Source organism: Cellulophaga sp. BC115SP (assembly GCF_009905545.1).
GTDB classification, from domain to species: Bacteria; Bacteroidota; Bacteroidia; order Cytophagales; family Spirosomataceae; genus Flectobacillus; species Flectobacillus rivi.
Genome location: NZ_JAAALB010000037.1, coordinates 32,589 through 47,600 on the forward strand (window position 1 = coordinate 32,589; position 15,012 = coordinate 47,600).

Here is a 15,012-nt window from a genome sequence, read left to right on the forward strand (position 1 = left end):
AATGGTGGTTAAATAGTAATCTTAGGAATTACCAAGATTGTTTCATGTTAGACTTATTCTTCTTGAGTAATCCCTTTTTTTGCTGAATATACTGTACTTCGTTATTTTTCATAGCTTCTAGGATACTCCTAGCTTTTTCAGGGGAAAGTCCGTAATTCTTGAGCGTTTTCAACATTTCATCCTGTGCATCTGTGTGTTCCACTTCGGCGTGATTAGCGCTTGGTGGTGGCATTGATTTAGACTGTTGCTCAGGCTTAGGCTCCTCGGAGGTTCCTCTAAATTTGAGTTTTAATAATTCAAAATTGAAACGGGCAATTTGGTTTTGGGGATTAAGCTTAAGTGCTTCTTTAAAATAGACTAATGCTTGAGCACTGTCTTTGAAAGCACTACTAATTACGCCCAGTTGACAGTAGGTTGTTGAGGACATTTTGTAATCTTCGAGGTGAATCAGCCGTTTATACATGCTTTGTGCACGCAAGGTATCTTCAGATAGCAAATACACATGCGCTTGGTTTAGCACAACCTCGGGGGGAGTAAAATAAGAATTGTCCGATATTGTCTGGTAATATTTTACAGCATCCTTATATCTTTTTTCTCGAAATGCCCTTTCTGACTCTATTTTAGCCAGATTTCGAGCACTTACCTTAGTAAAGGACGCATTTTCTAAAATCCAGAGGAATATGTAAAAAATAAAATAATTCAACTTATTATACCCTAAGTAATATTTTATGCAAAAATCGTATAAAACTGCTCTATAAAAAACTTTTAACCTAAATTTTCTACAACTGGAAAGTCCTCACTGTAAAAAATACGTCTATGCCTAGCAAAAATAGTGCAACAACTAAAAAGTAAAAATACTTATTGGCTGTCACCGTAACAGTTCGTTGGTCAATTAAATTGGCAGAAATATTTTCGATTTGTTTTATCAAATCAACAAAACTATCTGACACACTATGCACTTCAAAATAGCCTCCTCTTGTTTCAGCAGCCATTTTTCTCATCAAATCTGGATCTAGCTTTGTTACTACGACATTACCATCTTCATCTTTTTTGAGTGATTTTCCTTCCTTGATTGTACTACCTTCGGCAGTGCCCACCCCAACAGTGAAAAGATTGACTCCATTTCTTCGAATTCTGTTGAGTAAGCTATAGTCAAGGTTTCCAAAGTTTTCACCATCACTCATCAGTACGATAACTTTGGACTTATTGCTTGTTTTGATTTTGGTAAGTTTATCCAAGGCTAGTTCCAAAGCTGGAGTAAAATTGGTACCACCAGCAGGTAAAAGTTCAGAATTAATTCTTGGAATAAATAAATTGATGGCATTATGGTCAAAGGTAAGTGGTGAAAGCATAAAAGCATCTTCCGAAAATACAATCACCCCTATCCTATCGCTTGTAAAATGATTAACAATACGACTAATTTCAAATTTTGTTTTTTCAATTCTACTTGGTTGGACATCAGTGGCATCCATAGATTTGGACACATCTACCAACAAAAATATATCTCGACCCTCAGCTCGAATGGTTCCATTAATTTCACCAAAAGACGGGTCTAGTAATGCCAAGATAAGTAAGGTAAAATAGCAACTTCTTAGTACAAATTTTAAGATACTCGACCGTGCCACGGTTTTTAATTTTCTGGCAATTAAAAAAACCCTGACAAGGTAAAAAACATATATGAGAATAAACAGGACAATGAACATTCTCTCGGTTTGTCCCAAATCAGCATTCCAGTTCATATCCTAAAATTGTACAGAACTTGCTAGAAAAGCAAATTTTAGCATATCCAAAGCAAAATTCTCATTAACGAATCCATCAAATTCTAACGATTAGCTTTGAACGTATTATCACTTCTTCACGTACGTAGTCGTCTGGTTTTTTCATAGCCTCCACCAATAGATTCGCTGCTTTGGCTCCCATTTCGTAAGGAAATTGCTCTATACTGGCAAATGGAGGTTTTTCGAGATACTTACAAAAACTTAAATTTGAAAAACTTACAAAAAATATATCTTGGTTGATTATCAATCCTCGCTCTTTGGCAATCTGCATGGCATCGAGGGACATATAATCGTGGAAAGCAAAAATCGCTTGTGGAGGCACTGCCAAATCCAACAGTTCATGTGTTTTCTTAACGGTATCCTCAAAACTCAAATCTGTGGTTTTGATATAAATCGGATTGAGCTCTATTTGGTGTAACTTGAGCGCATTGACATACCCCATCAGTCGTTCATTGGACGACTGCATCGTATTTGGACCGTTTAATAACGCAATTTTTGTCAACCCTTTGTTGAGCAATAACTCCACCGCCTCAAATGACGCCTGCGTGATGTCGGTATATACACAACTATTGGGGAGGCTTTTTACAACTCTATCAAAAAACACCAAGGGAATCCCTTTGCGATTTACCTCCAAAAAGTGACGATGATTGTAAGTTCCCGAACCCATCGACACGATAATACCGTCGACACCATGTTTCATAAGTGCTTGAATGGCTTGTTCTTCTCGCTCAAAATCGTCCCTAGATTGTTGCAATACAACCCTATATCCTTTCTCAAAAAGGATATCCTCAATACCAGTGATAGCCATTGAGAAAAACTGCTCAGTGAGCCAAGGCACTACAACACCCACGTTTTTGGTAGACTGTTTTTTTAGGTTTATCGCGGTGGTATTAGGGCTATAATTTAGCTCTTTTGCCAACGCCATCACGTCTTCTCGCATCTTCAAACCAATACGTGGATGGTTTTGCAAAGCTCTCGAAACCGTTGAAACTGAGGTTCCTAGACGCTTCGCCAATTCTTTCATAGTTATCTGACTCATAAGCTTTTATCAATTGTGCAAGCAAGTTAGAACTTTTGCACAAATTGCACAATCGGTTGCACGCTTTTGCACAATCGGTTGCGCAGTCAAATTTCTTATTCAAAGCCCACTTGAAGCATATTTTGATAAGCTCAGAAAACTATCTTTGTTCAAGGATTAGCTTACCCAATTTTCCAACTATGAAAGATTTACATATATCAACCCCTGGCAGAATTTGCTTATTTGGCGAGCACCAAGATTACTTAGGCTTGCCTGTTATCGCCGCTGCCATTTCAAGACGTATTCATATTGAAGGACGAGTTACCAGCACGCCTTCTGTTCATATTCAATTACCTGATATTCAATCTGAGGAATCTTTTCCTTTAGCCGAAACAGTCATTTATCATAAAGACCGAGATTATTTCAAAAGTGTTTTAAATGTATTGAGAAGAGAAAAAGGTATCTCTTTTGAAAAAGGTATTGAAGCAAAAGTATATGGAAATATCCCTATCAATTCTGGCACATCAAGTTCGTCGGCATTGGTAGTGGCTTGGACACATTTTCTACTAAAAACAGCTAATCATCCTATTGACCCAGTTGAAATCGGACAATTAGCCTATTTAGCTGAAGTAGAAGAATTTGGCGAGCCAGGCGGATGCATGGACGAATACGCGACATCGATTGGTAATATTATGTATTTGGAAACCAAGCCTAATATTCTGGTAGAAGCTTATCAAGCGCCATTGGGAAAATTTGTCCTTGGGGACTCGCTTGAACCAAAAGATACCATTGGGATTTTGAAGCATGTCAAATTTGGGATGCTCGATGCTATCAATAAAATCAAGCAAGTCTATCCAGATTTTCAATTAAGCAAAGCGCCTATCGAAAGCGCCGAACAATATCAATCATTGCTGAATCCAGACGAATATGCACTGTTTTATAGCAACCTTTCAGACAGAGATATTTTGCGCACAGCCAAAGCCATGTTTGAAGGAAAAGATACATTTAATGATGTAAAATTGGGACAGTTGTTGAGCGCTCATCAGGACAACTTGAGAGACGCAAAACGAGTTTCTACACCTAAAATTAATAGAATGATAGAAGCCTCCCTAAAAGCAGGAGCTTTGGGAGGTAAAATCAATGGCTCAGGAGGTGGAGGCTGTATGTTTGCCTATGCACCCACCAACACCGAAGCCGTGGTAGAAGCCATCGAAAGAGAAGGAGGCAAAGCCTATATCATCGAAGTGGCAGAAGGGTCGAAAGAAGAGATCTAGTCATAAACAGACAGCAAAATATCATTACCGATTTACCAAATAAGTTAGTGGGCTAAATGAAATTAATTTCACCCGCAATAGGTATTAAGCCAAAAAGCTTTTTTGAATTCACTAGGAATATTTTTGCCGAAAGCCCATTGCTGAAAGTCGAAAGCCAAAAATGTATCAATTCTGATAACTGATACACTAATAACATCTTATTACCATCAAATCATACATCCAATTTTCTATGAAAACTCAAAGAATTGTAATCCTTGCAGGGGGTGCAGCTACTCGCATGAAAAAAGCTGCACCTGACCTAAAAGACCTAGACCCGACTTTGGCTAATCAAGCCGATACGTTGACAAAAGGGATGATTGGTCTGGGGGATTCGGGAAAATCTTTAATAGATTATCAGTTAGAAAATGCCTCAAATGCAGGATTTAATGAGGTTTTGATGTTACTTCATCCAGACGATGATTTTACACAACAGTATTACGAAAAACTAGCGCAAGAAGGTAATAGCTGGGGCATACATTTTGTATTTGCCCGACAACACATTCATGCTGATCGAGTAAAACCCGCAGGAACTGCCGATGCTGTTTTACAAGCATTAGAGCAACATCCTGATTGGCAACAAGGGCGAATGGTGGTTTGTAACAGCGATAACTTGTATTCGACACAGGCTTTTGAAGCACTTTGGCATAGTCCAAACCCCAATGCTTTGATTAGCTATGATAGAGATGCTTTAGAGTTTCCACTGGAGCGAATCAAAGCATTTGCTATTGTTGAACCAGATGAGAATAATTATTTACAAAATATCATAGAAAAACCCTCAGACGAACAAGCAGAAGCTATTGCTCAACGCTACGGTCGCATTGGGGTAAGTATGAATGCTTTTGTTTTTGAAGCTTCGGATTTGTTTCCTGCGTTACAGAAAACCCCTTTTCACCCTGTACGAAATGAAAAAGAATTACCAACGGCTTTATTAATTATGACCAAAGAATTGGGAAAACCTATTTCTTGCATTCCAATGGCAGAAAATGTACCTGATTTAACCTCAAAACAAGATATATTAGTAGTACAGGAATACCTCAAAAAAGTAAAAACATTGACATTACATTAACAAAGACTTCAGAAAAGTCGATACCTCATAATTTACCATTTAAACCCAAATAATTGGCAATGAAAAATAATACACTTCAACGACGCGATTTTATTCAAAAAGGAGGCTTAGCCTTAGCAGCAGGGCTAGTTTTACCGAAAGATATCTTTGCTAAAAAAGACGACCGCAAGGTGCGCCTTGGTTTTATTGGCACAGGTCTCCGTGGGCGAAACCACCTTGCCAATGCCATGGCATTTCCAGAGGTGGAAGTCACTTGTATTTGTGATATTGACCCTAATGCCATTGCAAAAGCTCAAAAAATTCTCAAAGACAAAGGCCGTAAGGAAGCGGTGGCTTATGGAAAAAATGAGAAGGATTTTGAAAATATGGTAAAACGTGATGATATCGACGGTGTAATTATTGCCACACCTTGGGAATGGCACGTACCGATGGCATTGGCAACCATGAGTGCAGGAAAATATGCAGGCTTGGAGGTATCTGCTACAGTTAAATTGCAGGAATCATGGGACTTGGTGAATACTTTTGAAAAAACAGGTTCTCACTGTATGTTGCTCGAAAACGTATGTTATCGTCGTGATGTGATGGCGGTACTTAATATGGTGCGAGAAAACCTATTTGGTGAAATCACTCACTTGGAATGTGGCTACGAGCACGATTTGCGTCATGTAAAATTCAATGATGGTAAACAAGCGTATGGTGGTGGTGTGGAATTTGGAGAAAAAGGCTTTAGCGAAGCCAAATGGCGTACACAACACTCAGTAGACCGCAATGGAGACCTTTATCCTACACATGGTTTAGGTCCAGTTGCCGAAATGATTAACATCAACCGTGGAAATCAATTTTTGTATTTGACTTCTATGGCGTCGAAGGGAGTAGCATTGCATAAATACATTGTTGATAAAGGAGGAGCAAATCACCCGAATGCGAAAGTCAAATTCAAACTTGGGGATGTGGTTCAAACAATGATTAAGTGTGCTAACGGAGAAACCATCTTAATTACGCATGATACTAACTCTCCTCGTCCGTATTCGCTTGGTTTTAGAGTACAAGGTGATAGTGGATTATGGATGGACGATGGTAATCAGATTTATGTAGAAAACGTATCCGCTAAAGCAGACGTTTGGGAGTCGGATGAGGCATATATGAAGAAATATGATCACGGCATTTGGAAAAGATTTGAATCTGAAGCTGTTGGCGCAGGTCACGGAGGAATGGACTATTTTGTTTTAAGAGATTTTATTAATTCTGTTAAAAACAAAACTACCCCTCCTATCGACGTGTACGATGCCGCTGCTTGGTCGGCGATTAGTCCATTGTCAGAAATGTCGATTGCCAAAGGTTCAGCACCAGTTCAAATTCCAGATTTTACTCGTGGAAAATGGAAAACGAATAAGCCGATTTTTGGGTTTGAAGTTTAAACTACATTTCCATTGAGTGAATGGCGATTGAGTGGATGAGTGATTATTTTTATCAATATTTAGTTTCAAACTGTTAAAAAAAATAAGTCCAAGACTAAGTCTTGAACTAGTAATTTCAAGTTTTTTCTAGAAATAAAAAGGTGGTTGAAAAATAAATTTCACCACCTTTTTCATGCTAAAATTCGTAAACGCAAGGTATAACCTTTTGATTATGAATATCCTCAAATAACGAATATACTATTAACTAATAACATCCTCCTAGAATGTTATGGTATTCACTGTGCTAGAGGTGGAAGTCGTAGTAGTTGATTTCAGCGTCGCACCAGAAGTGGAATACGTTCCTCCTGTATATAACCCCCAACCCGATGAACCTCCAATATAACTACCTCCTGTATAAGAGCCTCCAAAATAGATTTTGTATTGAGCTCCTTTAGTCATACTCGGCGTCGAAACATGGAAATATCCTGAAGCACTTTTAGGCTTGAAGGTTACAATATCTTTTCCATTCGCATCTTCAATATGAAATAGCGAAGAAGTTGCCACCGATGCACTAGATTTTATAAAAATACCCACTTGTGTAGAAGCCGTCCCCATTGCTTTTGTCATATTACTGGCTGGCTCTGCTCCCATCAACGTTCCTCCATTAACCAAGAAATTTCCGTTCACGTCAATATCTTCATTTCCGTTGGTAATCACATATCCTCCACTAATTGTAAAATTACCATTGCTATCTATTGCATCAGAACCAGTCACTATCAAAACGCCTCCTGTAACCTTCAAATGACTATTATCGTTTGATTCTGTACCACCAGAAACAGTTCCGTAAGATGTATTGATACCGTCATTACTGGCAGTTAAGTTACATACACCACCTGCAATGGTAATGAAGATTGATTCCATGCCCTCATACGACTTGGTAACATTAACATTTCCATCATTAATGGTAATAGAAACGTCTGATTTGAGACCGTCATCTCCTGCCGAAATATTGAGTGTACCGCTATTCATTACAAAAGCACCATCACTTTTGAATCCTTTGGGATCACTAGTATTCGCCGAATTATACGTGTAGGTTGTACCAGTTGTTGTAATAGTAGTTGTGCCACCATTTATGGTCGCAGTTCCATCAACTGTTATACCTTTCGCGCCTATTCCAGAGCTTGTAATGGTCAAATCACCACCTTTGATTGAAAGGTTTTTATCACAGTTGATACCCGCTGGCGCAGCAATATCAAGGTCTGTGGTATTATAATAGGCAGCACCTGTGGTTGTAATCTTAACAGTTCCAGAAGTCAGCGTAAAATCTTCTCCTGTTTTGATACCTTTCGAGCCCTTGCCAGATACCGTCAAGGTCACAGCATCGGAAGTGCCAATAGTGGTATAACTTTCACTTTTGATGGCATTACCCTTTTCTCCTGAAGTATTTACGGTAATTTTTCCTCCTTTGATTAAGACATAAGGAGTAATTGTAGCATCAGTACCTTCGTACGATGCAGTAATTCCATCATCAACACTCGAAACATTGATCGTACCACCATTTACCACAATATATCCTTCATCAGCCTCTATCCCATCGCCAGAAGATGCGACCGATAATGTTCCATTATCCATCTGGAAATAATCTTTGGCATGAACACCATCACTAGCCGCAGATTTAACGATGATAGTTGCTTCACTTATGGAGATATAATCGTCAGCTGCAATGCCATGTTTGTTATTTCCAGTAACATTCAAAGTACCTGTGCCCTTAAAGAGTAATTGTCCTTCGCTAAAGAATGTTCCTTTTTGATCTTCGCTACTTGTGGTATAGGTAGCGCCGTCTACAAGCGTATTGGTGGTTCCAGCTACAATATTAATCGTTCCTTTTTTACTCGATTGAATATTAATTGCAGGTCCTACACTATTGGTTACACTTAGCCCTTTCATAGCAATATTGTATTTGTAATCACTGTACAACTTGAAACTTCCCTTACTAGCGGTTCCTGACAACAAATAGACAATTTCCTTGGTTGTATTGGTCGATTTTACGGTTACATCTGCTCCACTTGTGGTTACTGTTACGCCAGCACTTTGATATGGATTACTTACCGAAGCGGTTGTTCCTGAATATACAATTACTACGGTATCAACAGCTGGAGTGGCAGTTCCTGAGCTACCAGCGGTAACCGTAATTGTGATAGTACAGGTCTGTCCACCAAAGCTTAAATTAAAGGTAGCAGTCCCCGCAGAGGTTGGCGTACCTGATATTTTGTAAGTCAATGTGCCTGAACCAGCAGCAAGCGTTCCAGCATCTAACGTGGCGGTAAGTCCTTCCACACCTGTCGAAGATGCCGTTGACACATCGTAAGTACCACCATTAGCACCAGTGTACGCCAAAGTCGCAACTCCTGTATAGGCTGTGCCACTCACACCTGCTGAAGGCACAACACTACTTAATACCAAGCTTGATACAGTTGCTTTTGAAGCCACAACTGGTAAGGATAGCGTACAAGATTGTCCACCCAAATCAATCGCAAAAGTAGCAGTACCAGCCGAAGCAGGCGTTCCTGTAATTACAAAAGAAGCCGTACCACTTCCGCTGGTCAGTTGTCCCGCCGATAAAGTTGCTGTTAGACCTGTTACCCCTGTAGACGCCACAGGAGTTCCCGCTTGATATGCCGCGCCATTTCCGCCTGTATAAGGAACTGTCGCAGTGGCAGTGTAAGATGTTCCACTCGTTGCCGTAGCTGAAAAGGTAGCATCACTACAATTTAATCCTGTAATACTTGCTGAGGCTGTAATATCATCAGTCTTACACGACTGGATACTTAAGATGAAGGTTAGCAATAAGCTAATCGCAATAAAGATTCTTTTAGTCATAAGTATGTGTTTTTAGGAAATATATTGGTGCAAAATTTTATTTCATCCTGCTACAACAAATGACCAGAAAAGCAGTAAAAACGTTACAGCTTTTTTAAAAACAGTTCACTTTACAACAACACTATTTAGAAAGATTATAAAGTAAAAAGGTTATTTAAATTAAAAAAAAATGGTATTTACCATAAATAAAAACATTTTTATTTCACTGAAAATAAATACATTACAATAAAAAAATCATCCAAAAAAATAATTTTAATTTTTCATATCATTTAAAAATATCAGTAAAACTATAGCCATAAACTTTCTGTTAATTGTAGACAAATACGTACAAAACGTATACTCTTTTATCTACACAAAATCTTATGTTTTGAGTGAATGTGCTGAGTCCGAGACCAAATAGTCAAGTCGAAACACCCAGTTTCTTTGCAAAAAATATCTCTAGTGCTTAAGTAGGATTCATATTTTTTTCGGAACTTTACCGCTATTACTTATTTGAAACAAAACTATTTAGCCCCAAGCTTGAATTTAATCAAGAACAGCCATCTAGTTTACGGTATTGAAGTGTCGCAAGAGGAGTTTGAGTACAACCAAGTCTAGTATAAAAGATGTAGTGTTAACCAACCCAAATAAATCAATTCGCAGATTCTCTTTCCCCAACCTAGGTCCTATTCTCGTCTATTTTCCTGCCGAACGACTAGATATTTCTTACAAAAGCAATTATGGAAATCCTAAAAAGTAGTCGCCTTGACGCGCTCCGCTACGACATTCGTGGTCCCGTTTACGAGAAGGCTCTCCAATTACAACGTGAGGGCTATAAAATCACTTCTCTAAACATCGGCAACCCAGCGGCATTTGGCTTTGAGACACCAGACGAAATCATTCATGACATTATCATGAATATTCGCAATGCTCAAGGTTATGCCGATTCTAGAGGGTTGTTTGCCGCCCGCAAGGCCGTTATGCAGTATTACCAAAGTCGCGGCGTAAGAAAAGTCGAAATCGAAGATGTATTCATCGGAAATGGGGTGAGTGAGTTGATCACTATGGTAATGACTGCTTTGTTGAATAATGGAGATGAAATTTTGATACCTTCACCCGACTATCCACTTTGGACTACCTCGGTAGGACTTGCAGGTGGCACTCCTGTACATTATGTATGTGATGAGGCTTCGGATTGGAATCCAGATTTGAAAGACATCGAATCTAAAATTACCAAGAAAACCAGAGGTATCGTTTTAATCAACCCTAATAACCCAACGGGAGCAGTTTACGAAAAAGAAATTGTAGAAGGAATTGTTCGTATTGCTGAAAAACATAAATTGATTGTTTTCGCAGACGAAATTTATGATAAAATTTTGTACGACGGAGCAGTGCATCACACCACGGCAGGTATGTCTGAAGAAACCCTCATTATTACCATGGGTGGTATGTCTAAAAACTACCGTGCTGCTGGTTTCCGTGGAGGATGGATGGTGTTGACAGGGGCAAAACATAGAGCAAAATCCTATATTGAAGGTTTGACTTTTATGGCTAGCATGCGTTTGTGTGCCAATGTAATCACCCAATACGGTATCCAAACAGCGCTGGGAGGTTATCAGTCTATCAACGATTTGGTGATTCCGACAGGTCGTTTGTACAAACAAATGAATTTGACACACGAAAAATTAGTGGCTATTCCAGGAGTGTCTTGTGTAAAGCCTAAAGGTGCGATGTACCTTTTCCCAAAATTTGATTTAAAACAATTCGACTTCAAAAATGATGGTGATTTTGTATTAAGTCTGTTGGAAGAACAACGTATTTTGGTTGTAGCTGGAACAGGATTTAACTTCAAAGAACCAGACCATTTCCGAATTGTATTTTTACCACATTTGGAACAATTAGAATTAGCCCTCGACAAAATCGGGACGCATTTCGAAAACCATAGAAAAGGTAAGCCTAAAAGTTAATTTTTCTGATTTGAAGATTTGAGAATGAAACTTCTTTGTGATTACTAGTTCAAGACTTAGTCTTGGGCTAGTAATTACAAAAGTTTTTAAACTTTTCTTGCAAACATGAGTCATCCTGAATTTTAAGATTTGGGTTACTCTCCAAATTTTCATTAAAAAAGCGGTCGAAAAATATTTTTCAACCGCTTTTTTGATACTACGATACTAGATATAACTTGGCTCAAGACGCAATCATTGCGTCTCTACTACTAGAATACAAATTGTAACATAATCACTCATCCGCTCAATCACTAAATTAGGGATGACTCATGTTTAGTTTTATTAGCTCGTTCTTCCACCTACGATTTTATCATATTCGTTGTCATAAGGCTCCCAAAGCTCAATCTTGTTGCCTTCAAGGTCTAAAATATGAACAAATTTGCCAAACTCTAGTTCTTCTATTTCATCCAAAATAGTGACACCTTCAAGGCGGAGGATTTCTACTAATTCTCTCAAATTATCGACACGATAATTGATCATAAACTCCTTATTGGATGGTGCAAAGTATTGAGTACTATCAGGGAAAGGACTCCATTGAGTGAAGCCTTTTTGTTCGTCCATTTGACGCCACTCAAAGTTTGTTCCATATTCATCGGTGTTAAAGCCAAGATGCTCCTCATACCAATCTTTTAATTGTTGTGGGTCTTTACATTTAAAAAAGATACCACCGATTCCTGTCACTCTCTTCATTTATTTTATATTATTAACTTGGATTTTAGACTAAGCAAGGGGATAATTTCAAATTTACCATTTAGGACTTAAAATTTGATGCAATTTTAATGAAAAAACAGAGATAAACTAATGATAATCGATTGGAATTCAAATGTCTGTGGTAAGTCTTGTAAAGAGAGGATAATGTAGGAAAGACATTTGCTAATTGGAAGTTAGAAAAAAAGTCTATCAATTTGTGTCTAAAATTAAATTTATTGTACTGGTTGTTTGAACAAATCAAATAGTAAGTTCATGAAGGGATTGTTTACTTTACAAAGAGATTAGTATTAAATTGCGTATTGTTTGGTAAGATAGTGTAGTCGATTCGTTATTTTTGCAAAGATGAAACTTTTTGATTTTAAATATACACGCCAATCCATTGGTATTTTCCTCGTATTTATGGGGTCTCCTTTGATATTCTTTTTCAAGGAGACGTTAGGGTTTGGTGGTTCTTCAGCCTTTACTTTAGGCGGGTTTATTTTGGGATTTATTTTGATGTTTTCGAAAGATACCTTTCGAAAATACTATAAGCTAAATACGCCAATATTTAGACTAGGCGCAATATTTACCTTAATTTCATTAATTTACTTTTATGCTTATAATCAAACATTTACAGAAAGCTATTTAGTCGGTAGAGATATCGCCAACTATCTATTAATTGCTGTTTTCTTCTTTATGCTTGTCTCAGTTTCAAACGAGGTAAAGGAGTATTTTCTTCCTGTCGTAATTGCACTTACATTGCTAGGAAACCTTTGTCTCATATACTCGATGGTGACCAATCCATTTTTTGTCATAGGGCAGCGAGCAACAGTTGTTTTTGGTGATGGTTCTTCGGCGGCAAGTGGTAATCCCCATGTTTATGCCAGAAATGCTTTTGCAGGTATATTTGGATCTTATCTAATGTTTAGTTCAAAAAATACCTTATGGAAGCTTGTGTGTATATTAAATTGTTTGATATCAATAGCAGTGCTATTAATGACTCAAGTAAGGACAATATTTTTGGCATTTATCATATCAGCGGCACTTTATGTTTATTACAATACTTCATTAAACAATGTAAAAAAGACAATCAAGCAGTTCTTGAGTTTTAGAAATATTTTGTTAATGTTGATGTTATTAGGCGGCATAATTTATTTTATATCAACAAATGAATTGATTATTAATATATTAACGAGTTATTATGAGAGCTCAAGCACAGCACTTACCAAAGCTGTTTTAACTGCTGCGGGTGTAGCAGATGAGAAAAATACAGATGCTTCAGCTTTAGGAAGAGTAGGAAATTTGGATTTTTTTAAAGGTATTTTATATGGAGAGCCGTATTCATTAATTCTTGGCAAAGGTTACAGGTTTTGGTATATGGATATGCCAATTGTTGAAGCTTTTTTAGATTATGGATTGATAGGTTTATGGAGTTTCGGGTTGATGAATTTACTAATTTTAAAAGAGTCTCTAAAAGTCATGAAGCAAGGTAATAATCCTTTTACAATGTTTTTAGCCTATTTTTATTTGACTTATTTTCTGGGTTTATTTACTGGAGGACGCCCTAATGACACACCTTATTGGTTTGTTTTTGCAGTGATGATTCGTTTTGTTGGTGTAAAATATCTTGATTTAATGCCATCAAAATCAGACATATCGTCAGACTGCAAAGAACAATCAACTACTTGATAATAAAATGAAGGTATTGATATTACATAATATACTTTGGGCACATTACAAATCTCTTGTATTTGATGCTTTGAATGAAATAAGCCAAAAGTCAGAAGATTTTGAGTTACTTGTTGTTCAAACTGCCCGTACAGAAAGAAGTCGTATTTCTATGGGTAATACCAGTAGCACTGAGGTAAGGTATCCATATAAACTGATTGGAGAAGGAGTTTTAGAAGATGTCTCCCTAAAGCAAAGAATTCTGGGAATGCTTAGTGCAATAAGAGAATTTAAACCAGATGTTGTAAACATAACAGGGTATTATGATTTAGCCTTTTGGGTAGTACTTTTTTATTGTAAACTCCATAGGATTAAATTAGTCTTGTCGAATGAGTCAACTGCTGTAGATCATATAAGAAATGGATTAAAGGAAAAAATAAAATCAATTTTCGTAAGACAATTTGATGGGTTCTTTAACTTTGGCTCCCTTTCTGCTCAATACATGCTATCGTTAGGAGCCCAATCGAATCAATTATTAGTAGAAAAAAACTGTGTAGATAATGCTACAATAAGAACTATCTACGATGATGCTAAACTACAAGCTGAGCAGACAAAGCAGAATCAACAGCTAAAAAAGTATAATTTAATTTTTGTGGGAAGATTAATATCTTTCAAGAATTTATCTTTTTTGATAAAAGCCTTTGGTTTGGCTAAAAGTAAACTTTCCAATGAATGGGGACTCATTATATTGGGAGATGGTGAAGATAAAGCAAAACTTGAAAATCTGACGAAAGAGCAAAACGTTGAGGATATAAACTTTTTCCCAGGAGTAGGCTGGCAAGAAGTACCTAGATACTTAGCTCTTGCAGATGTTTTAGTGTTACCTAGTTATTCGGAGCCATGGGGGTTAGTTGTAAATGAAGCAATGGCCTGTGCTATGCCAGTAATAGTCTCTGAAAATTGTGGCTGTGCTGCAGATATAGTAAAGGATGGTATCAATGGTTTTACTTTTAACCCTTATGATATAAATCATTTTGAAGAAATTTTAATAGCTGTGATGAATGATATTACTAAACTCGAAAAAATGGGAAAGGAATCTGAGCGCATCATAGCAGAATATACTCCTCAAAAGGTAGCTGAAGAAATGTATAATGGTTTTTGTAAATGTACATCTTTAAGCTATTATCAAGACAAATAAGCGTCATTGCTTTTGCGAT

General features: G+C 37.4%; 11 protein-coding genes. 6 read left to right on the forward strand and 5 right to left on the reverse strand.

Translation table 11 applies throughout. The features are described from left to right. Nucleotides 1-28: 28 nt before the first annotated feature. From GVN22_RS20700 to GVN22_RS20710, 3 genes are all read right to left on the reverse strand, one after another. Nucleotides 29-463, reverse strand: a complete 435-nt coding sequence (locus tag GVN22_RS20700) for a tetratricopeptide repeat protein (protein WP_166552914.1) — start codon at nucleotides 461-463, stop codon at nucleotides 29-31. Nucleotides 464-779: 316 nt separating this feature from the next. Beyond that, the gene (locus GVN22_RS20705) at nucleotides 780-1,565 is read right to left on the reverse strand and encodes a VWA domain-containing protein (RefSeq protein ID WP_166552915.1); all 786 of its coding nucleotides are present in this window, start codon (nucleotides 1,563-1,565) and stop codon (nucleotides 780-782) included. Nucleotides 1,566-1,815: 250 nt separating this feature from the next. Beyond that, a complete protein-coding gene (locus GVN22_RS20710; protein WP_166552916.1) occupies nucleotides 1,816-2,817 on the reverse strand; it encodes a LacI family DNA-binding transcriptional regulator in 1,002 nt (333 codons plus the stop codon). Nucleotides 2,818-2,996: 179 nt separating this feature from the next. Here GVN22_RS20710 and GVN22_RS20715 point away from each other — a divergent pair, with 179 nt between their 5' ends. The 3 genes from GVN22_RS20715 to GVN22_RS20725 all read left to right on the forward strand — a co-directional run bounded on the left by GVN22_RS20715 (nucleotide 2,997) and on the right by GVN22_RS20725 (nucleotide 6,593). Then, nucleotides 2,997-4,070: a mevalonate kinase gene (locus GVN22_RS20715; RefSeq protein ID WP_166552917.1), complete on the forward strand. Its 1,074-nt coding sequence runs from the start codon at nucleotides 2,997-2,999 to the stop codon at nucleotides 4,068-4,070. Nucleotides 4,071-4,299: 229 nt separating this feature from the next. Beyond that, a complete protein-coding gene (locus GVN22_RS20720) occupies nucleotides 4,300-5,175 on the forward strand; it encodes a sugar phosphate nucleotidyltransferase (protein WP_166552918.1) in 876 nt (291 codons plus the stop codon). 59 nt (nucleotides 5,176-5,234) lie between these two features. Continuing rightward, nucleotides 5,235-6,593, forward strand: coding sequence for a Gfo/Idh/MocA family protein (locus tag GVN22_RS20725; RefSeq protein ID WP_166552919.1), 1,359 nt, complete (start codon nucleotides 5,235-5,237; stop codon nucleotides 6,591-6,593). A gap of 258 nt (nucleotides 6,594-6,851) precedes the next feature. On the opposite strand, the gene GVN22_RS20730 is transcribed toward GVN22_RS20725, so the two are convergent. Further along, nucleotides 6,852-9,452, reverse strand: coding sequence for a carbohydrate-binding domain-containing protein (locus tag GVN22_RS20730; RefSeq protein ID WP_166552920.1), 2,601 nt, complete (start codon nucleotides 9,450-9,452; stop codon nucleotides 6,852-6,854). Nucleotides 9,453-10,171: 719 nt separating this feature from the next. Between GVN22_RS20730 and GVN22_RS20735 the strand changes: the two genes are divergently transcribed. Next, on the forward strand, nucleotides 10,172-11,398 hold the full coding sequence (locus GVN22_RS20735) for a pyridoxal phosphate-dependent aminotransferase (protein ID WP_205690980.1): 1,227 nt from the start codon (nucleotides 10,172-10,174) through the stop codon (nucleotides 11,396-11,398). A gap of 321 nt (nucleotides 11,399-11,719) precedes the next feature. On the opposite strand, the gene GVN22_RS20740 is transcribed toward GVN22_RS20735, so the two are convergent. Beyond that, nucleotides 11,720-12,127 carry a VOC family protein gene (locus tag GVN22_RS20740; protein WP_166552921.1) on the reverse strand — a complete coding sequence of 136 codons (408 nt, stop codon included), beginning with the start codon at nucleotides 12,125-12,127 and terminating at the stop codon, nucleotides 11,720-11,722. 363 nt (nucleotides 12,128-12,490) lie between these two features. Between GVN22_RS20740 and GVN22_RS20745 the strand changes: the two genes are divergently transcribed. Together GVN22_RS20745 and GVN22_RS20750 are read left to right on the forward strand one after the other, a co-directional pair. Further along, the gene (locus GVN22_RS20745; protein ID WP_166552922.1) at nucleotides 12,491-13,816 is read left to right on the forward strand and encodes a hypothetical protein; all 1,326 of its coding nucleotides are present in this window, start codon (nucleotides 12,491-12,493) and stop codon (nucleotides 13,814-13,816) included. Between the two features lie 7 nt (nucleotides 13,817-13,823). Further along, a complete protein-coding gene (locus tag GVN22_RS20750; protein WP_166552923.1) occupies nucleotides 13,824-14,993 on the forward strand; it encodes a glycosyltransferase family 4 protein in 1,170 nt (389 codons plus the stop codon). Nucleotides 14,994-15,012: the final 19 nt, after the last annotated feature.

What these genes read in the sequence shown, in the direction of transcription:
- GVN22_RS20700 (WP_166552914.1), bottom strand. Translation starts at nt 463, where the DNA reads ATGTATAAACGGCTGATTCACCTCGAAGATTACAAAATGTCCTCAACA.
- GVN22_RS20710 (WP_166552916.1), bottom strand. Translation starts at nt 2,817, where the DNA reads ATGAGTCAGATAACTATGAAAGAATTGGCGAAGCGTCTAGGAACCTCA.
- GVN22_RS20715 (WP_166552917.1), top strand. Translation starts at nt 2,997, where the DNA reads ATGAAAGATTTACATATATCAACCCCTGGCAGAATTTGCTTATTTGGC.
- GVN22_RS20720 (WP_166552918.1), top strand. Translation starts at nt 4,300, where the DNA reads ATGAAAACTCAAAGAATTGTAATCCTTGCAGGGGGTGCAGCTACTCGC.
- GVN22_RS20725 (WP_166552919.1), top strand. Translation starts at nt 5,235, where the DNA reads ATGAAAAATAATACACTTCAACGACGCGATTTTATTCAAAAAGGAGGC.
- GVN22_RS20730 (WP_166552920.1), bottom strand. Translation starts at nt 9,452, where the DNA reads ATGACTAAAAGAATCTTTATTGCGATTAGCTTATTGCTAACCTTCATC.
- GVN22_RS20735 (WP_205690980.1), top strand. Translation starts at nt 10,172, where the DNA reads ATGGAAATCCTAAAAAGTAGTCGCCTTGACGCGCTCCGCTACGACATT.
- GVN22_RS20740 (WP_166552921.1), bottom strand. Translation starts at nt 12,127, where the DNA reads ATGAAGAGAGTGACAGGAATCGGTGGTATCTTTTTTAAATGTAAAGAC.
- GVN22_RS20745 (WP_166552922.1), top strand. Translation starts at nt 12,491, where the DNA reads ATGAAACTTTTTGATTTTAAATATACACGCCAATCCATTGGTATTTTC.
- GVN22_RS20750 (WP_166552923.1), top strand. Translation starts at nt 13,824, where the DNA reads ATGAAGGTATTGATATTACATAATATACTTTGGGCACATTACAAATCT.